Raw genomic sequence first — 17,827 nt, forward strand, 5'->3', positions numbered from 1 at the left:
GCTCGCCGCGCCGCCTCCAGCGCGGCGAGCAGCTCGGTCTCGCGGGCGGCGACGCGGTCGCGCTCGCTCTCGGCGGCGAGCTTCGCCGTCATCGACTGCTGCGCGATCTGGTGGGCCTCCTCCCACGCCTGCTGCGCGGCGTCGCGCTTGGCGGTGGCGACCTTGGCCTCGTCCTTGGCGCGCGCGGCGTCCTGCTCGGCGCCCTCCGCGCGCTTGCGCGCGGTGGCCGACTCCTGCCACGCCTCCTCGGCGCGGCGCTGGGACGCGTCGCGCTCGCTCTGCGCGATGGCCATCTCGCGGGCGGCCTCGGCCCGCACCTCGGCGACGCGGCGCTCGACGCCGGCGACGCTCAGCTCGGAGGTCAGCGATTCGGCGAGCAGGTCGGCGGTCTTCTCCAGCCGCTCGACCATCTCCCAGGCGGACGCGACCTGGCCGGTGAGGCCCGGCGCGTCCCGGCCGCGGTCGCGGCGCTCGCGGGCCTCGCGGGCGCAGACGCCGTCGTTGTCCTGGCAGTAGCGGACGGCGCGGACCGCTCCCACGGGCTGCGGGACGGGGCGTCCGCAGTTCGCGCAGGGCCAGACCGTGACCGGTTCCCCCACGCGGGCGACCGCCGTCTCGGTGATCTCCCCCGCGCCTCCGGAGACCGCGCCGCCCTGGGGAGCCGCGGCCGTCCCCTCGGGGCCGCTATTGTCGCGCTCTTCGCTGTTAGGCATGGAATGAACCATACGCACTGATCGGAGTTGCTGCAGTGACTTGGGAGGCAGATGTGGGGGTGCCCACTTCGTGGTTCAGTGCGTGGCGAAGCGGTCGACGGCCTCGATGAGCCGGTCCCGGGTGCCGGGCTCGGAGCCGCCGTGCCCGGCGTCCTCGACGATGTGGAACTCCGCCTCGGGCCACGCCCGGTGGAGGTCCCACGCTTGATCGGGCGGCGTCTTGATGTCGTAGCGGCCGTTGACGATCACGGCGGGCAGGTGCCGGATGCGGTCGACGCCCGCGAGGAGCCCCGCCTTCGGGAGGAAACCGCCGTTCGAGATGTAGTGGTGCGTGATGCGGGCGAACACCAGGATGGTCGCGTCGTCCAGGTCGGGCGGCGGGACGGGCCGGAGCGTGTTGGCCGACAGCTCCCAGGCGATCCAGGCGCGGGCGGCCGGGACGTGGACGGCCGGGTCCGGGTCTTCGATGCGGCGCCCGTAGGCGGCCATCAGGTCGTCCTGCTCGGCGGGCGGGATCGCGTCCCGGAACGCGGCCCACTCGGCCGGGAAGAGGTGCGCCGCCCCGGTCGCCGTGAACGCCCACGCCTCGTCGGGCGGGCGGACGAGGTAGATGCCGCGCAGCACGATCTCGGTGACGCGGTCCGCGTGCACCTGCGCGTAGGCGAGCGCGAGCGTGCTGCCCCAGCTCCCGCCGAACACCAGCCACCGGTCGATGCCGAGGTGCTCGCGCAGCTTCTCGATGTCGTCCACCAGGCGGGGGGTGACGTTGTGCTCCAGTGACACCGACGGGTCACCGGCGTGCGGGAGGCTCTGCCCGCAGCCCCGCTGGTCGAACAGCACGATCCGGTACATGGCCGGGTCGAAGAACCGCCGGTTGTCGGGGAGCACTCCGCCGCCGGGGCCGCCGTGCAGGAACACCGCGGGCTTGCCGTCGGGGTTCCCGCAGGTCTCCCAGTGGATCCGGTTCCCGTCGCCCACGTCGAGCAGGCCGGAGTCGTACGGTTCGATCGGCGGGTAGTACTCCCTCACGTGTTCTCCCGTCAGAGCTGGGCCATGGCCTTGCGGATGCGCTTGTCGGAGACGGGGAAGCGCGTGCCGAGCTGCTGGGCGAAGAGGCTGACCCGCAGCTCCTCCAGCATCCAGCGGATCTGCCGGGCCGGCTCCTCCTCGCGGCGGGACGGGTGCAGCCGGCGCAGCGCCTGCTCGTACTCCTGCGCGAGGACGTCGACCTGGTGTGCGAGCATCCGGTCGCGTCCCGGGTTCTCCGGGAGCTTGTCGAGCCTGACCTGCAGGGCGCGCAGGTAGCGGGGCAGGTCGGGCAGCCGCGCCCAGCCCGTCGCGGTGACGAACCCCGGATGGATCAGCTTCCCTAGGTGGCCGCGGATGTCGGTCAGCGCCGGGACGAGCGTGAGGCTCGCGGTGCCGCGCACCCGCCGGTCGGTCTCGTGGGCCTCGGCGAGGATCCGCTCGACCAGGGCGACGAACTGCGCGGTCGCGTCGTGCAGGTCGGCGCGGACGCGGTCGTACAGGGCGCGGAAGCTCTCCTCGTCCCACGCGGGGCCGCCCGCCTCGGCAATGAGCCGGTCGGCGGCGGCGGTGACGCAGTCATCGAACAGCGCCGCGACGGAACCGTGCGGATTGTGGCTGAGTGCGAGCTTGCCCTTGTTGGTCAGGCGGCCCTGGATGAGCTTCACCGGGGACGGCGCGTTCAGCAGGATCAGCCGCCGCGTGCCGAGCCACATGGCGCGGCGCTGCTCGGCCTCCGTCTCGTACATGCGGACGGCGACGCTCTCGCCCTCGTCGGTGAGCGCCGGATACGCCTTGACGTCGTAGCCGTTCTGCTTCTGCTCGTAGGTGCGGGGCAGCTCCCCGATCGTCCACTCGGTGAGGCCGGTGCGTTCGATGGTGGACGCGGCCTTCGACAGCGTCCCGCGCACCTTGCCGGCGAGGCGGCGTTTCAGCTCGTCGAGGTCGGTGCCCTCACCCAGGGTGCGTTTGCGGTCGTCCACGACGCGGAACGTGATGCGCAGGTGAGCGGGCAGCCGGGACGGGTCCCACGCCTCACGCGCGACGGGCACGCTCGTCATCGCGGTCAGTTCGCGCTCCAGTGCGTCCAGGAGGGGCTCGGTGCGCGGCGCGACGCGGTCCAGGACCTTGCGGGCGTAGTCGGGCGCCGGGACGAAGTTGACGCGCAGCTGCTTCGGCAGCGACCGGATCAGCTCGGTGACCAGCTCGGTGCGCAGTCCCGGGACCTGCCACTCGAAGCCGTCCGGCCGGACCTGGTTGAGGACCTGGACGGGGACGTGCACGGTCACGCCGTCGGCGTCGGCGCCGGGCTCGAACTGGTAGGTGAGGCGCAGGCGCAGCGGGCCCTGCTTCCACGCGTCCGGGTAGTCGGCCTCGCTGACCCCGCCCGCCGTCTCGTTGATGAGCATCGAATTCTCGAACCCGAGCAGGTCGGGGTCGGTGTGGCGGGCCTTCTTCCACCAGGAGTCGAAGTGCCGACCGGAGACGACGTCCTCGGGGATGCGCTCGTCGTAGAAGTCGAAGAGGGTCTCGTCGTCGACGAGGATGTCGCGGCGCCGGGCGCGGTGCTCCAGCTCCTCCACCTCGTCCAGCAGGGCGCGGTTGTCGTGGAAGAACCGGTGGTGGGTCTCCCAGTCGCCTTCGACGAGCGCGTGCCGGATGAACAGCTCGCGCGACAGCTCGGGGTCGATGCGGCCGTAGTTGACGCGGCGGTCGGCGACGATCGGGACCCCGTAGAGGGTGACCTTCTCGCGCGCCATGACGGCGGCCTGCTTCTTCGACCAGTGCGGCTCGCTGTAGTTGCGCTTCACCAGGTGCTGGGCGAGCGGCTCGATCCAGTCGGGCTCGATCTTGGCGTTGATCCGCCCCCACAGCCGGGACGTCTCGACCAGTTCCGCCGACATGACCCAGCGCGGCGGCTTCTTGAACAGCGACGACCCCGGGAACACGGCGAACTTCGCGCCGCGCGCGCCGAGGTACTCCTGGCCCCGGCGCTGCTTCTCCTTCTTCTCGGCGTCGATGAGCCCGATGTGCGAGAGGAGCCCGGCGAGCAGCGAGGTGTGGACGCGGTCGGGCGGCGCGTCGGCGGTGTTGAGCGTGACGCCGAGCGACTTGGCGACCTGCTTGAGCTGGCCGTGCAGGTCCTGCCATTCGCGGACGCGCAGGAAGTGCAGGAACTCGTTCTTGCACATCCGGCGGAACGCGCTCCCCGACAGCTCCCGCTGCTGCTCGCGCAGGTAGTTCCACAGGTTCAGGTACGCCAGGAAGTCGGACGTGGGGTCGGCGAACCGGCGGTGCCTCTCGTCGGCGGCCTGCTGGTGCTCGGCGGGACGCTCGCGCGGGTCCTGGATGGACAGCGCCGACGCGATGATCAGGACCTCGCGCACGCAGCCGTTCTTGTCGGCCTCCAGCACCATGCGGGCGAGGCGCGGGTCGACGGGGAGCTGGGCGAGGCTGCGGCCGAGCGGGGTGAGGCGCTTGCGCGGGTCCTTCTCGGCCGGGTCGATGGCGCCCAGCTCGTGCAGCAGGTCGACGCCGGCCTTGACGTTGCGGCGGTCCGGCGGCTCCACGAACGGGAACGCGGCGATGTCGCCGAGGCCGAGCGAGGTCATCTGCAGGATGACGGACGCGAGGTTGGTGCGCAGGATCTCCGGGTCGGTGAACTCGGGGCGGGACTCGAAGTCCTCCTCGGAGTACAGCCGGATGCAGACGCCCTCGGACACGCGCCCGCAGCGTCCCTTGCGCTGGTTCGCCGACGCCTGCGAGACCGGCTCGATCGGGAGCCGCTGCACCTTCAGCCGGTGGCTGTAGCGGGAGATGCGGGCGGTTCCGGGGTCGACGACGTACTTGATGCCGGGGACGGTCAAGGATGTCTCGGCGACGTTCGTCGCGAGCACCACGCGCCGTCCGCGATGCGCCTGGAACACCCGGTGCTGCTCGGCGGCCGACAGCCGCGCGTACAGCGGCAGGACGTCGGTGGTCGTTTTATGCCGGGTGAAGTGCTTGGTCAGCGCGTCGGCGGTGTCGCGGATCTCCCGCTCACCGCTGAGGAAGACCAGCACATCGCCGGGCCCCTCGCGTCCAAGCTCGTCCACCGCGTCGATGATCGCCTGGATCTGGTCGCGGTCGGGGTCGGCGGACGGGTCCTCCGGGTCGGTGACCGGCCGGTACCGGACCTCCACCGGATAGGTGCGCCCCGATACCTCCACGATCGGCGCATCATCGAAATGCTCGGAGAACCGCTCGGGGTCGATCGTCGCCGACGTGATGATGACTTTCAGGTCGGGACGCCGGGGCAGGATCTCCTTGACGTACCCGAGCAGGAAGTCGATGTTCAGGCTGCGCTCGTGCGCCTCGTCGATGATCAGCGTGTCGTACTGGCGGAGCAGCCGGTCGGTCTGGATCTCGGCGAGCAGGATGCCGTCCGTCATCAGCTTGACGAGCGTGTCGTCACTGGACCGGTCGGTGAACCGCACCTTGTAGCCGACGGCGTCGCCCAGCTCGGTGCCCAGCTCCTCGGCGATGCGGTCGGCGACCGTCCGCGCGGCGAGCCGCCGCGGCTGGGTGTGCCCGATCGAGCCGAGGACTCCGCGTCCCAGCTCCAGGCAGATCTTGGGGATCTGGGTGGTCTTGCCGGACCCCGTCTCGCCGGCGACGATCACGACCTGGTGGTCGCGGACCGCGGCGAGGATGTCGTCCTTCTTCTGCGCTACCGGCAGCTCGGCCGGATACCTGATCGCGGGCACGGCGCGGCGCCGCCGCTCGACCCGCCGCTCGGCGGCCTCGACGTCGGCGGTGATCTCCTCGGCGACCTTCGCGCGGCGCGCGGCGTCCCGCATCTTCTGCACGCCGTCGATCCGGCGGCGCAGCCGGTGCTGGTCGCGCAGCATCAGCTGCGGCAGTCGCGCGCGCAGGCCGGCGAGCGGCGATTTCACACTCGTCCTCATATCCGTCACCAAGGATAGGGTTCCGGGCACGCGGCCCCGCTCACCCCGCAAACCTTCGCACCGTAGCCCGAACTCCCCGCGCGGGGCGATCCAATTTCGGGGGTGACGGTTCCAACGCCGCTCCGCCGGACGGAATTCCGGGGCCGCACGAGCGCGGCGGCCCCGGAAACGGCGGCGCCGGTCAGCCCGCGCCGTAGACGGGCTCGGGGGCGGGGGCCTTGGCGAGGAGGTCCTTGACGACGTCGCCGACCTCGGCCGGGTCCCACTTGGCGCCCTTGTCGGCCGCGGGGCCGTGCCGGAAGGCGTCCATCACGCAGATCTTGCCGCCCTCGGCCTCGAAGACCCGGCCCGTCACGCCGCGGGACCCGGCGGAGCCGAGCCAGACGACGAGGGGCGAGACGTTCTCGGGGGCCATGGCGTCGAACTCGCCCTCGGCGGGGGCGGCCATCGTCTGCGCGAAGACCTCCTCGGTCATCCGGGTGCGGGCGGCGGGCGCGATCGCGTTGACGGCCACGCCGTAGCGGCCCATCTCGGCGGACGCGACCAGGGTCAGCCCGACGATCCCGGCCTTGGCGGCGGAGTAGTTGCCCTGGCCGACGCTGCCGAGCAGCCCGGCGCCGGACGAGGTGTTGATCACGCGGGCGTCGACGTCGCGGCCCGCCTTGCTCTCCGCGCGCCAGTACCGGCCGGCGTGCTTGAGCGGCAGGAAGTGGCCCTTGAGGTGGACGCGCATGACGGCGTCCCACTCGTCCTCGCCCAGGTTGATCAGCATGCGGTCGCGGAGGAACCCGGCGTTGTTGACGAGGGTGTCCAGCCGCCCGAACGTGTCGGTCGCGGTGGCGATCAGCGCGGCGGCGCCCTCGTCGGTGGCGATGTCGTCGGTGTTCGCGACGGCCTTGCCGCCGAGCGCCTCGATCTCCCGGACGACGTCGTGCGCGGGCCCCCCGGACGCGTCGCCGGTGCCGTCCCGCGCGACGCCGAGGTCGTTCACGACGACGAGGGCGCCCTGCCGGGCGAACTCCAGCGCGTGCGCGCGGCCGAGCCCGCGTCCGGCGCCGGTGACGGCGACCACCCGGTCCTTGCAGATCATCGCGATTCCTCCTTGTTCACGGTGGCGGCGTCCAGGAAGGCGGGGCGCTCTCCCCCGCCGTGGACCTGCATCGACGCGCCGGTGACGTAGGACGCCAGGTCGGACGCCAGGAACGCGCAGGCGGCGCCGATGTCGTAGGGGTCGGCGAGGCGGCCCATCGGGACGGTGTCCGCGACCGCCGCGATGCCGTCCTCGTCGCCGTAGTGCAGGTGGGACAGTTCGGTGCGGACCATCCCGAGGATCAGCGTGTTGACCCGGATGTGCGGCGCCCACTCGACGGCCAGCGACGTGGTGAGGCTGTGCAGGCCGGCCTTGGCGGCGCCGTAGGCGGCGGTGCCGGGCGACGGCCGCACCCCGCTCACGCTGCCGATGTTGATGACCGACCCGCCGCCCTGCGCCATGATCTTCGGCTGCAGCGCCCGCGCCATGATCAGCGCGGACGTCAGGTTCAGCTCGATGATCTTCACGTGGGTGCGCAGGTTCCCGTCGGCGACCGGCAGGAACGGGGCGCCGCCCGCGTTGTTGACCAGCACGTCGGCGCGGTCCAGGCCGTCCGCGAACGCCTGCACGGCGTCCGGGTCGCGCACGTCCAGCGAGACGAAGCGCGCCGTCCGGCCGCCCGCCTCGGGCAGCGACTCGGGCTCGCGCCGGGCGACCGCGACGACGTCGGCGCCCGCCTCCAGGAGGGCGCGGCTGATCCCGGCGCCGACCCCGCGCACGCCGCCCGTGACCACGGCGGTCCGGCCGCCCAGGTCGAGCGTCAGTGACATTCCGCCTCCTCTGCTACCTTCTGTTCTAACAAATGTTTGGTGGAAAGGTAGCGCATGGGAGTCTCCACCACGACCCTGGACGGGGTCGCCGAGATCGTCGTGGACGCGCCGCCGGTCAACGCCCTGACCGTCGCGGGCTGGTACGAGCTGGCCGACGCGGTCACCGCGGCCGGCCGCGACCCGGAGGTCGGCGCCGTCGTGCTCCGGGCCGAGGGCCGGGGCTTCAACGCGGGCGTCGACATCAAGGAGATGCAGAACACCGAGGGCCACACCGCGCTGGTCGGCGCGAACCGCGGCTGCTACGCGGCGTTCGCGGCCGTCTACGACTGCGAGGTCCCGGTCGTCGCCGCGGTCAACGGCTTCTGCCTGGGCGGCGGCATCGGCCTGGCCGGCAACGCCGACATCGTCATCGCCTCGCAGGACGCCTACTTCGGGCTGCCGGAGGTCGACCGGGGCGCGCTCGGCGCCGCGACGCACCTGGCCCGGCTCGTCCCGCAGCACCTGATGCGCGCGATGGTCTACACGTGCCGCAACGTCACGGCCGAGGAGCTGCACCACCACGGCTCGGTGCTGGAGGTCGTCCCGGCGGACGAGCTGCGCGCCAAGGCCATGGAGGTCGCCGCGAACATCGCCGCCAAGGACCGGTACGTCATCCGGCGGGCCAAGGAGTCGCTGAACGGCATCGACCCGGTCGACGTCAAGCGCAGCTACCGATTCGAGCAGGGCTTCACGTTCGAGCTCAACCTCGTCGGCGCCGGCGACGAGCACCGTGACGCGTTCGTGGCCAAGGGGGCGAAATGAGTTCCAAGGTGATGTCGGCCGACGAGGTCGCCGCGTCGCTGGAGAGCGGCATGACGGTCGGGATCGGCGGCTGGGGCTCGCGGCGCAAGCCGATGGCGCTCGTCCGGGCGATCCTGCGCTCCCCCGTCACCGACCTGACGGTGGTGGCGTACGGGGGGCCGGACGTGGGGCTGCTGTGCGCGGCCGGCAAGGTCCGGCGCCTCATCACCGCGTTCGTGACGATGGACTCGATCCCGCTTGAGCCGCACTTCCGGCAGGCGCGGCAGACCGGGGCCATCGAGCTGACCGAGTACGACGAGGGCATGTTCCTGTTCGGGCTGTACGCGGCGGCGCACCGCCTGCCGTTCCTGCCCACCCCGGTCGGGCTCGGCTCGGACGTCCTGAAGGTCAACCCGGAGCTGAAGACGATCCGGTCGCCGTACGAGGACGCGACCGAGCTCGTCGCCGTCCCGGCCCTGAAGATGGACGTCGCGCTGGTGCACATGAACCGCGCCGACGCGCGCGGCAACGCCCAGTACCTCGGCCCCGACCCGTACATGGACGACCTGTTCGCCAAGGCCGCCGACCGCACCTACGTTTCCTGCGAGCGGCTGGTCGACACGGCCGACTTCGCCAAGGAGGGGCCGGTGCAGTCGATGCTGATCAGCCGGTCGCACGTGGCCGGCGTGGTCGAGACGCCGAACGGGGCGCACTTCACCGACTGCGTGCCCGACTTCGGGCGGGACGAGAAGTTCCAGAAGCTCTACGCGCAGTCGGCGGCCGACCCGGAGAAGTGGGCGGAGTTCACCGAGCGGTTCCTGTCCGGCGACGAGGCCGCCTACCAGGACGCCGTCCGGGTCTGGCGGGAGGAGAACCGATGAGTGACGTGACGCGCGCTGAGGTGTGCGCGGCGGCGTGCGCCGACCTGTTCCGGGGCGACGGCGAGATCGTCGCGGCGGCGGTGGCGGGTTTCGTGCCGATGCTGGGGTCGCGGCTGGCGCGGGCCACGTTCGCGCCCGACCTGCTGACCACGGACGGCGGGCCGTCGCTGAGCGCCGAGCCCGTGCCGCTCGGCCGGTCGGCGGAGACCGTCGAGGGCTGGCTGCCGTTCCGCGACCACCTGTGGCTCGTCCTGAACGGACGGCGGCACGTGGTGATGGGGCCGAGCCAGATCGACGCGCACGGCAACACCAACATCTCGTGCATCGGCGACTGGGAGCGGCCGACCCGGCAGCTCCTCGGGGTGCGCGGCGGGCCCGGCAACACGCTGCTGAACACGACGAGCTACTGGGTGCCGAAGCACTCGACGCGGGTGTTCACCGAGAAGGTCGACATGGTGAGCGGCGTCGGCTGGGACCGGGGCGCGCACGAGATCCGCGCCGTCGTGACCAACCTCGCGGTCCTCGACTTCGACACCCCGGACCGGCGGATGCGACTGCGCTCCGTCCACCCCGGTGTGAGCGTCGAGGACGTGGTGGCCGCCACCGGGTTCGAGCTGGCCGTCCCGGACGAGGTGCCCGAGACGCGGCTGCCGGACGGCGAGGAGCTGCGGATCATGCGCGAGGTCCTCGACCCGAAGGGGCTGCGCGAGCGAGAGGTCCCGGCCTGATGGAGCAGCTGCTCGACACTCCGCTGACCCGGCTGACGGGCGTGCGGCATCCCGTCGTCCAGACCGGTATGGGATGGGTGGCCGGTCCCAAGCTCGTCACGGCCGTGGCGAACGCGGGCGGCCTCGGGATCCTGGCATCGGCGACGATGACGCTCGACCAGCTCGCCGAGGCGATCCGCGAGGTCAAGGACCGCACGGACGCGCCGTTCGGCGTCAACCTGCGCGCGGACGCCGGGGACGCGGGCGACCGCATCGACCTCCTGATCAAGGAGGGCGTGAAGGTCGCCTCGTTCGCGCTGGCGCCGAAGAAGGAGCTGATCGCGAAGCTGAAGGACGCCGGGCTCGTGGTGATTCCGTCGGTCGGCGCGCGGCGGCACGCGGAGAAGGTCGCCGGCTGGGGCGCGGACGCCGTGCTCGTGCAGGGCGGCGAGGGCGGCGGCCACACCGGCGCCGTCGCCACCACGCTGCTGCTGCCGCAGGTCGTGGACGCGGTCGACATCCCTGTCATCGCGGCCGGCGGCTTCTTCGACGGCCGCGGCCTCGCCGCGGCACTGTCCTACGGGGCGGCGGGCGTCGCGATGGGCACCCGGTTCCTGCTGACGTCCGACAGCTCGGTGCCGGACGCGGTCAAGCAGGTCTACCTGAAGACCGGCGAGACCGTCGTGACGCGGCAGGTGGACGGCATGCCGCACCGCGTGCTGCGCAGCGAGCTGGTCGACACGCTGGAGAAGTCCGGACGGGTCGGCGGACTGGTGCGGGCGGTGCGCAACGGCGCCCGGTTCAAGAAGCTGTCCGGGATGTCGTGGCGCGCGATGGTCGCCGACGGTAAGGCGATGAAGCACGGCAAGGACCTGTCGTGGTCGCAGGTGCTGATGGCCGCGAACACGCCGATGCTGCTGAAGGCCGCCATGGTGGACGGCCGTCCCGACCTGGGCGTGATGGCGTCCGGCCAGGTCGTCGGCGTCATCGACGACCTGCCCACGTGCGGTGAGCTGATCGACGCCATCGTGCAGCAGGCCGCCGACGCGATCACCGCCCAGCAGTCCCTGCTGGTGCGTTAGGCGCGTTCTGCGCCGAGGCCGCGCAGCACGGCCGCCAGTCCCCCGCGGAACTCCTCGTCGGGGCCGATGTGGCGGGCGTGCCGCGCGGTCTCCGCCATATGGGGGAACTCCTCGGGCGGCAGCGCGGCGATCGCGTCGGTCCCCTCCCCCGCCAGCGGGCCGAGGTGCTCCAGCTGGATGGCCCCGATGATGTAGGCGATCAGCGCGCGCAGCGCGATGGCCGCGCGCGGCCCGGTGACGCCCGCCTCGGCGAGGAGGCCGGCGACCGCCTCCCCCCAGCACAGCGAGCCGGCCGAGGCGTGCCGGTGGGTGAGCGTCAGCGGCATGATCGCGGCGTGGGCGCCGAACGCGTCCCGCAGCCTCAGCGCCATGGTCTCGATCCGGACGTCCCACGGCCCCTCCGCCGGCGGCGTCGGGTCGACCTCCCCGTAGACCAGGTCGACCACGAGCCCTTCCAGTTCCTCGCGGTCGCGCACGTAGCGGTAGAGGGCCATGGTGCTCATTCCGAGCTCCTTGGCGACGGTGCGCATGGACAGCCCGGCGAGGCCGTCCCGGTCGATGACGGCGAGCGCGGCTCCCGCGAGCTTCCCGGTGCTGAGCGAACGTGGTCGAGGCATGGCGCTTGACAGCGTACGGCATACGCTTACGATCGTAGGCGTACGCTATACATCTAAGGGAGGACGCCATGCGTCTCGCACCCGGCTCCGACGTCCCGGCACGCGAACTGACCCCGGTCAACGGCCCGGCACTCTCCGTGCCCGCCCCGGGCCGGCTCGTCCACCTGCAGTTCCGCCGGTTCGCGGGCTGCCCGATCTGCAATCTGCACCTGCGCTCGTTCACCGTCCGGCACGCCGAGATCGAGGCCGCCGGAATCCGCGAGGTCGTCGTGTTCCACTCGTCCGCCGACGAGCTGCGCGAGCATGTCGCCGACCTGCCGTTCGCGGCGATCGGCGACCCGGAGAAGCGGCTGTACGCCGAGTTCGGCGTGGAGTCCGCCCGCCGCGCGCTGCTCGACCCGCGCGTGTGGTGGACGATCCTGCGCTCCGTCACCGTCGAGACCTGGCGGCTCGCGCGGGGGCGGGCGAAGGCGCCGAAGTCCCGCCCGGACGGCGGCCGCCTCGGCCTCCCCGCCGACTTCCTGGTCGGCCCCGGCGGCCGCCTCGCGGCCGCCAAGTACGGCGAGCACGCCGGCGACCACTGGAGCGTCGACGACCTCCTCGCCCTGGCGGCCCAGGCCCCGGCCGAGACGCCGCGATGAGCGCGCTGGACCGCGTCGAGGACGCCGCCCGCTACGACGTGATCGGCGGCGGCTTCGACACCGCCCTCTTCGCGGCCGCGCGGATCCGTCCCGGCGAGAGCGTGCTCGACATCGGCTGCGGCTACGGCGCCACGACCAGGCACGCGGCCCGGCTCGCCCGGGAGGGGCGCGTCCTCGGCAACGATGTGGCGGAGCCGCTGCTCGAACAGGCGCGTCTTCGCGGACGAGGAGGGCCTGCGCAACGTGATCTTCGAGTCCGGCGACGCGCAGACGCATCCGTTCCCCGCCGGGGAGTTCGACGTGGCGATCAGCCGGTTCGGGGCGATGTTCTTCCGCGACCCGGTGGCCGCGTTCACGAACGTCCGCCGCGCCCTGCGGGACGGCGGCCGGCTCGCCTTCGCGACCGTCGGCCCGCCGGACGGCAACGACCTGCCGAAGATCATCGCGTCCGTCCTGCCCGTGCCGGCGGGCGACGTGCATTCCCTGGCCGATCCGGAACGCATCGCCGCCGTTCTCGGCAAGGCCGGATTCGCCGACGTGGGCATCGAGCCGGTGCAGACCGTCATCGACCTCGGCCCCGACGCGGAGGCGGCCGCGTGCTTCCTCCTCGCATGGGGCGCGGTCGGTGCTGCCGCGGACGAGAACGCGCGGGCCGCGCTCACCGGCGCCGCCCGCGCGTTCGAGGCTCCGGACGGCGTCCGGCTGCGCAGCACGGCCTGGCTGGTCACCGCGTCCTGACCATCACCTCCGGACCTCCAATGAAGCGTCGACGACCTTCTCTCCCCGGCCGCGCCTCCTGCACCCACTACTGCGCCTACGCCGGCCCTTGTCTCAGCCACGCGGTGGCCTTGAGCCCGCGATCGGGTCCGAAGGAGGGCCGCCACGCCCGAAGGAGGAGGGCAATGCAATGAACACCGCGAGTGCGTCGAGGCTCGCGCGGCGGACCGGGCCGCCGACCGTGTCCACGACGATGTCGAAACCGCGCCCGCTGGTGAGGCCCATGACCTCGCCGGGCAGCTTGTCGCGGAGCACGACGTCGTCGTAGCCGAATTCACGTGCGGTCTCGATCTCGGCGGTGTCGCCCGGCTCGATGCGCGCCACTCGGTCCAGGACCAGGAACGCGGTCGTGCTGTTGGACGGGACGGCCGCCGCCACGTCCAGCCCGAGGTCCAGTCCGTCGAGCGGCGCGACGAGGTCGGCGGGCGTGACGGCCCGCATCAGTAACGCCCCCCGACGGCTGCGGGGACGTCGTCCAGCTCGGCCAGGTCGCCCTCGGTGAGGTCCAGGTCTGCGGCGTCGGCGTTGTCGTGCAGGTAACGCTGCTTCTTGGTGCCGGGGATCGGGATGACGTGCTCGCCCTGCGCGAGCGTCCAGGCGATGGCGACCTGTGCGGGCGTTGCGCCGTGCCGTTCGGCGACCGCCTTGACGACGTCGACGATGCGCAGGTTGGCCTTCAGCGCGTCCTCCTGGAAGCGCGGGTTGCCGCCGCGGAAGTCGGTGTCCTCGAAGTCCGCCGACGTGACCGCCCCGGTGAGGAACCCGCGTCCGAGCGGCGAGTAGGGCACGAACGCGGCGCCGTTGGCGGCGCACCAGGCGACCACGTCGCCAGGTCCCTCCCCGGCGGTGTGGCCGGGCGCCATGCCGGCCACTCCTCCGGGCGCGCCCATCGCGTCGCGCGTCCACAGCGACAGTTCCGACTGGATCGCGGCGACCGGGTGGATCGCGTGCGCCTCGGCGGCCTGCGCGACGCTGACCTCCGACAGGCCCAGCCTGCGGACCTTCCCCGCGGCGACCAGCTCGGCCATCGCGCCCCAGCTGTCGGCCAGCGGCACGTCCGGGTCGACCCGGTGCAGGTAGTACAGGTCGATCACATCGGTGCCGAGGCGGCGCAGGCTGTCCTCGGCGGACGCCTTCACGTGTTCGGGCGTCCCGTTCCGGACGAGGTTCCAGGACGTCTTGTCCCCGACGACCAAGCCCGTCTTGGTCGCCAGGACCGCCTCGTCCCGGCGTCCCTTCAACGCGCGGCCGACGAGCGACTCGTTGTGGCCGTCGCCGTAGGGCTGCGCGGTGTCCAGGAACGTGACGCCAAGGTCGAGGGCCGCCCGGATCAGTGCCACCGACGCCTCGTCATCCCGTTCCGACGCGGTGTAGGCCCAGCTCATCCCCATGCAGCCCAGCCCGACCGCGCCGACCTGCGTCCCAGCGAATTCACGCGTCCTCAAGAGTCCTCCTCGATGGTTCTCGTTACGAGGACGATCATGCGGGACGAGTCAGGACCTCGACAGAGTCCGCTCATCATGGGTGTGGCACCACCACCCTGGCGGCCGGCTCAGCTCGCGGCGGCCATCCCGCGGCGCGCCATCAGCCGTTCGAGCCGCTCCTGCGTGCCGGTGCCGGGCAGCGGGTTGTGCAGCACCAGGTTGCAGCCGGGACGGTCGGCCAGCGGCAGCAGCGTCCCCTCGAAGATCAGCTCGCCCGCGTCCGGATGCCGGATCCCCTTCACCGCCTGCGTGTTCGCGCTCACGTCGTGGCGGGGCCACAGCTCGGCGAACTCCGGGCCGACGGCCAGCATGTCCGCGATGAGCCGACCGAACTCCGGGTCGTCGGGGTGGCGGGCGACGTCGGCGCGGAACCGCGCGACGACATCGGGCGCCGTCGCGGCCCAATGCGTGTTCATCGACCGGTACCGGACGTTGGTGAAGAACGTGACCAGGCAGTTGTGGTCGGTGTCGCCGTAGCCGAACACCTCGCGGGCCGCATCGTTGATCGCGATGAAGTTCCAGTGCCGGTCGCGGACGTAGGCGGGGCGGGGCGACCACGCGTCCAGCACGCGCTGCAGTTCGGGCGTCACCGGGACGGCCGGGTGGACGTCGGCGCGCGGCGGGTTCAGGCCGGCGAGCAGGTACAGGTGCTCGCGCTCGGCGGTGTCCAGGCGCAGCGCGCGGACGATCGCGTCGAGCACGTCGCCGGACACCGTGATGTCACGGCCCTGCTCCAGCCACGTGTACCAGGACACGCCGACCCCTGCGAGGACGGCGACCTCCTCGCGGCGCAGGCCCGGTGTCCGGCGCCGTCCCCCGTCCGGCATGCCGACGTCGGCGGGGGTGAGCCGGGCGCGGCGCGTCCGCAGGAAGTCGCGCAACTCGTCGCGGCGGCCGGGGGCGGGGTTGGGGCTGGCCATACCGTTACGATAACCGGCGCCTGCTCAGGCGACCGTGCCGGCGGCGCGGAGGGCGGCGATCGCGGCGCCGTCGCGGCCGAGTTCGCGCAGGACGGCGTCGGTGTGCTCGCCGAAGGACGGGATCGGGTCCATGCGGGGCTCGGCGTCCGCGAACGTGATCGGCGGGAGGAGCGCCCGGATGTCGCCGACCGGGGAGCCCACCTCGCGCCAGCGGTCCCGCTCGGCGAGTTGCGGGTGGGCGATCAGGCCGTGCCCGTCGTTCAGCGACGCGTTGGCGACACCCGCGCCGTCGAGCCGCCTCAGCAACTCGTCCTGGCCCATGCCGGACGTGACAGCGGCGACGATCGCGTCCACCTTCTCCCGGTTGCGGACGCGTGCCCGGTTGGTCGCATACTCGGGGTCGGTGACCAGGTCGGGCTTGTCCAAGACCCCGGTGGCCAGCGCCGCCCAACCCCTGTCGTTCTGCACGCCGATGACCACGTCCACGCCATCGGCGGTCGGATAGGCGTCGTAGGGGGCGATCACCGGGTGGCTGAGCCGGGTGCGCGGTGGCACCGACCCCGTGTAGAGCGTCGTGTACATCGCCTGGGTCATCCACTCGGCGACCGCGTCGAACATCGCGATCTCGATCGACGCGCCCTGCCCCGTGTTGCCGCGCCGGACGAGCGCGGCGAGCACGCCGGAGAAGGCGTACATGCCGGCGGCGATGTCGGCCAGCGGCGACCCCGCCTTCACGGGCGTCTCCGGGGTGCCGGTGACGGAGATCAGCCCGGCCTCGGCCTGGACGAGCATGTCGTAGGCGCGCTTGTCCCGGTACGGGCCGCTCGTCCCGTATCCGGACATGTCGACCACGATGAGGCGGGGGTCGCGGGCCCGGAGCACCTCCGCGCCGAACCCGAGCCGCGCCGCCGCACCGGGCGCCAGGTTCTGCAGGAACACGTCGGCGTTCACGACCAGCTCGGCGAGGATCGCGCGTCCTTCGTCCCGCTTCAGGTCGAGCGCCACCGACTCCTTCGACCGGTTCAGCCACGCGAAGTGCGTGCCGAGCCCGCCGCGCACCGCCGAGTCGTAGGCGCGGGCGAAGTCGCCGCCGTCCACCCGCTCCACCTTGATGACGCGCGCGCCCTGGTCAGCGAGCTGCCGCGTAGCGAACGGCGCCGCCACCGCCTGCTCCAGCGCGACAACCGTGATCCCTTCGAATGGCAGCGTCATTGGTCAGTCCTCCAGGAGGCGGCGGCCGATGATCATTTTTTGGATGTCGGCGGTGCCTTCGCCTATCAGGAGCATCGGTGCCTCGCGGTAGAGGCGCTCGATTTCGTACTCCTTGGAGTAGGCGTAGCCGCCGTGGATGCGGAAGGCGTCCTCGACGACCTCCTTGCAGTACTCGCTGGCGAGGTACTTCGCCATGCCGGCCTCAAGGTCGTTGCGCTCGCCGGAGTCCTTGCGCCGCGCCGCCATGACCATCATCTGGTGCGCGGCCTCGACCTTGGTGGCCATCTCGGCGAGGCGGAACAGGACGGCCTGGTGCTCGGCGATCGGCTTGCCGAACGTCTCGCGCTGGCGCGCGTAGCCGAGGGCCAGTTCGTAGGCGCGCTTCGCGACGCCGCAGCCGCGCGCCGCCACGTTGACGCGGCCCACTTCGACGCCGTCCATCATCTGGTAGAAGCCGCGGCCCGGTGTCCTACCGAGGATCTGGGACGACGGGACACGGTACCCGTCGAAGATCAGCTCGGTGGTGTCGACGCCCTTGTAGCCCATCTTCTCGATCTTGCCGGGGACGGTCAGGCCGGGCGCGACCTCACCGAAGCCAGGGGTCTTGTCGATGAGGAACGTGGTCATGCCGCGGTGGCCGGCGTCTGGGTCGGTCTTGACGAGCGTGGCGACGAGGTTGGCGGAGCCGCCGTTCGTCAGCCACATCTTCTGGCCGCTGATCAGGTGGTCGTCGCCGTCCGGGACGGCGCGGGTCTTGATCGCGGAGACGTCGGAGCCGCAGCCGGGCTCCGACATCGAGAAGGCTCCCCGGATCTCGCCGGTCGCCATCTTCGGGAGGTAGTGCGCCTGCTGCTCGGGCGTGCCGTGGTGGATGATCATCCAGGCGACGATGAAGTGGGTGTTGACGATGCCGGACACGCTCATCCAGCCGCGCGACAGCTCCTCCACGACCAGGGCGTAGGTCAGCAGGGACGCGCCGAGCCCGCCGTGCTCCTCGCCGATCATCAGGCCGAAGAGCTCGAGGTCCTTCATGCCGTCCACGATGGCCTGCGGGTACTCGTCGGCGTGCTCCAGGCCGGTGGCGACCGGAAGGATCTCCTTGTCGACGAACGCGCGGACGGTCGCGATGATCTCGCGCTGCTCGTCCGACAGTCCGTGGGTCTGCTGCAGCCTGCTCACT

15 protein-coding genes and 2 pseudogenes are annotated in these 17,827 nt (G+C 72.1%); 6 read left to right on the top strand and 11 right to left on the bottom strand.

Going from position 1 to position 17,827, the window contains the following annotated elements; genetic code table 11:
* The 5 genes and pseudogenes from HUX53_RS36895 to HUX53_RS36915 all read right to left on the bottom strand — a co-directional run.
* Positions 1 to 713, bottom strand: a pseudogene (locus tag HUX53_RS36895) (chromosome segregation ATPase); the annotation flags it as partial.
* A 75-nt stretch (positions 714 to 788) separates the two neighbouring features.
* Complete coding sequence (gene pip / locus HUX53_RS36900) at positions 789 to 1,742, bottom strand: prolyl aminopeptidase (RefSeq protein ID WP_176407910.1); 954 nt, start codon at positions 1,740 to 1,742, stop codon at positions 789 to 791.
* An 11-nt stretch (positions 1,743 to 1,753) separates the two neighbouring features.
* Positions 1,754 to 5,686 carry an ATP-dependent RNA helicase HrpA gene (hrpA, locus tag HUX53_RS36905; RefSeq protein WP_176407911.1) on the bottom strand — a complete coding sequence of 1,311 codons (3,933 nt, stop codon included), beginning with the start codon at positions 5,684 to 5,686 and terminating at the stop codon, positions 1,754 to 1,756.
* A 181-nt stretch (positions 5,687 to 5,867) separates the two neighbouring features.
* Positions 5,868 to 6,776, bottom strand: a complete 909-nt coding sequence (locus HUX53_RS36910) for an SDR family oxidoreductase (RefSeq protein WP_176407912.1) — start codon at positions 6,774 to 6,776, stop codon at positions 5,868 to 5,870.
* A complete protein-coding gene (locus HUX53_RS36915) occupies positions 6,773 to 7,546 on the bottom strand; it encodes an SDR family oxidoreductase (RefSeq protein WP_176407913.1) in 774 nt (257 codons plus the stop codon). The genes HUX53_RS36910 and HUX53_RS36915 overlap by 4 nt, the downstream gene beginning before the upstream one ends.
* Positions 7,547 to 7,600: 54 nt before the next feature.
* On the opposite strand from HUX53_RS36915, the gene HUX53_RS36920 reads away from it, so the two are divergent.
* From HUX53_RS36920 to HUX53_RS36935, 4 genes are read left to right on the top strand one after another with little or no spacing between them, the layout of a single operon-like run.
* A complete protein-coding gene (locus HUX53_RS36920; RefSeq protein WP_176407914.1) occupies positions 7,601 to 8,347 on the top strand; it encodes an enoyl-CoA hydratase family protein in 747 nt (248 codons plus the stop codon).
* Positions 8,344 to 9,207 (top strand): CoA transferase subunit A, encoded by an 864-nt coding sequence (locus HUX53_RS36925; protein WP_176407915.1) that lies wholly within the window; start codon positions 8,344 to 8,346, stop codon positions 9,205 to 9,207. The genes HUX53_RS36920 and HUX53_RS36925 overlap by 4 nt, the downstream gene beginning before the upstream one ends.
* Positions 9,204 to 9,935: a CoA-transferase subunit beta gene (locus HUX53_RS36930; protein WP_176407916.1), complete on the top strand. Its 732-nt coding sequence runs from the start codon at positions 9,204 to 9,206 to the stop codon at positions 9,933 to 9,935. Before HUX53_RS36925 ends, HUX53_RS36930 begins: the two co-directional genes overlap by 4 nt.
* A complete protein-coding gene (locus HUX53_RS36935; RefSeq protein WP_176407917.1) occupies positions 9,935 to 10,996 on the top strand; it encodes a nitronate monooxygenase family protein in 1,062 nt (353 codons plus the stop codon). Before HUX53_RS36930 ends, HUX53_RS36935 begins: the two co-directional genes overlap by 1 nt.
* Here HUX53_RS36935 and HUX53_RS36940 read toward each other — a convergent pair.
* A complete protein-coding gene (locus HUX53_RS36940; protein WP_176407918.1) occupies positions 10,993 to 11,613 on the bottom strand; it encodes a TetR/AcrR family transcriptional regulator in 621 nt (206 codons plus the stop codon). The genes HUX53_RS36935 and HUX53_RS36940 overlap by 4 nt on opposite strands.
* A 68-nt stretch (positions 11,614 to 11,681) precedes the next feature.
* On the opposite strand from HUX53_RS36940, the gene HUX53_RS36945 reads away from it, so the two are divergent.
* Complete coding sequence (locus HUX53_RS36945) at positions 11,682 to 12,254, top strand: peroxiredoxin-like family protein (protein WP_176407919.1); 573 nt, start codon at positions 11,682 to 11,684, stop codon at positions 12,252 to 12,254.
* Positions 12,251 to 12,992, top strand: a pseudogene (locus tag HUX53_RS36950) (class I SAM-dependent methyltransferase). Before HUX53_RS36945 ends, HUX53_RS36950 begins: the two are co-directional and overlap by 4 nt.
* 93 nt (positions 12,993 to 13,085) lie before the next feature.
* Here the strand turns inward: HUX53_RS36950 and HUX53_RS36955 are convergent.
* The 5 genes from HUX53_RS36955 to HUX53_RS36975 form a co-directional block, all read right to left on the bottom strand.
* The gene (locus tag HUX53_RS36955; RefSeq protein WP_255205992.1) at positions 13,086 to 13,472 is read right to left on the bottom strand and encodes a hypothetical protein; all 387 of its coding nucleotides are present in this window, start codon (positions 13,470 to 13,472) and stop codon (positions 13,086 to 13,088) included.
* The gene (locus HUX53_RS36960; protein ID WP_176407920.1) at positions 13,472 to 14,476 is read right to left on the bottom strand and encodes an aldo/keto reductase; all 1,005 of its coding nucleotides are present in this window, start codon (positions 14,474 to 14,476) and stop codon (positions 13,472 to 13,474) included. The genes HUX53_RS36955 and HUX53_RS36960 overlap by 1 nt, the downstream gene beginning before the upstream one ends.
* A gap of 107 nt (positions 14,477 to 14,583) precedes the next feature.
* Positions 14,584 to 15,435, bottom strand: coding sequence for a helix-turn-helix transcriptional regulator (locus tag HUX53_RS36965; RefSeq protein ID WP_176407921.1), 852 nt, complete (start codon positions 15,433 to 15,435; stop codon positions 14,584 to 14,586).
* Between the two features lie 24 nt (positions 15,436 to 15,459).
* Positions 15,460 to 16,647 carry a CaiB/BaiF CoA-transferase family protein gene (locus HUX53_RS36970; RefSeq protein WP_176407922.1) on the bottom strand — a complete coding sequence of 396 codons (1,188 nt, stop codon included), beginning with the start codon at positions 16,645 to 16,647 and terminating at the stop codon, positions 15,460 to 15,462.
* A 3-nt stretch (positions 16,648 to 16,650) separates the two neighbouring features.
* Entirely contained in the window at positions 16,651 to 17,826 is a 1,176-nt protein-coding gene (locus tag HUX53_RS36975; protein ID WP_176407923.1) for an acyl-CoA dehydrogenase family protein, read from the bottom strand.
* Position 17,827: the final 1 nt, after the last annotated feature.

The organism is Actinomadura sp. BRA 177, from assembly GCF_013372625.1.
Taxonomy (GTDB): domain Bacteria; phylum Actinomycetota; class Actinomycetes; order Streptosporangiales; family Streptosporangiaceae; genus Spirillospora.

Excerpts from the sequence above, each read along its gene's own strand:
- hrpA (WP_176407911.1), bottom strand. The coding sequence starts at position 5,686 with ATGAGGACGAGTGTGAAATCGCCGCTCGCCGGCCTGCGCGCGCGACTG.
- HUX53_RS36910 (WP_176407912.1), bottom strand. The coding sequence starts at position 6,776 with ATGATCTGCAAGGACCGGGTGGTCGCCGTCACCGGCGCCGGACGCGGG.
- HUX53_RS36915 (WP_176407913.1), bottom strand. The coding sequence starts at position 7,546 with ATGTCACTGACGCTCGACCTGGGCGGCCGGACCGCCGTGGTCACGGGC.
- HUX53_RS36920 (WP_176407914.1), top strand. The coding sequence starts at position 7,601 with ATGGGAGTCTCCACCACGACCCTGGACGGGGTCGCCGAGATCGTCGTG.
- HUX53_RS36925 (WP_176407915.1), top strand. The coding sequence starts at position 8,344 with ATGAGTTCCAAGGTGATGTCGGCCGACGAGGTCGCCGCGTCGCTGGAG.
- HUX53_RS36930 (WP_176407916.1), top strand. The coding sequence starts at position 9,204 with ATGAGTGACGTGACGCGCGCTGAGGTGTGCGCGGCGGCGTGCGCCGAC.
- HUX53_RS36935 (WP_176407917.1), top strand. The coding sequence starts at position 9,935 with ATGGAGCAGCTGCTCGACACTCCGCTGACCCGGCTGACGGGCGTGCGG.
- HUX53_RS36940 (WP_176407918.1), bottom strand. The coding sequence starts at position 11,613 with ATGCCTCGACCACGTTCGCTCAGCACCGGGAAGCTCGCGGGAGCCGCG.
- HUX53_RS36945 (WP_176407919.1), top strand. The coding sequence starts at position 11,682 with ATGCGTCTCGCACCCGGCTCCGACGTCCCGGCACGCGAACTGACCCCG.
- HUX53_RS36955 (WP_255205992.1), bottom strand. The coding sequence starts at position 13,472 with ATGCGGGCCGTCACGCCCGCCGACCTCGTCGCGCCGCTCGACGGACTG.
- HUX53_RS36965 (WP_176407921.1), bottom strand. The coding sequence starts at position 15,435 with ATGGCCAGCCCCAACCCCGCCCCCGGCCGCCGCGACGAGTTGCGCGAC.
- HUX53_RS36970 (WP_176407922.1), bottom strand. The coding sequence starts at position 16,647 with ATGACGCTGCCATTCGAAGGGATCACGGTTGTCGCGCTGGAGCAGGCG.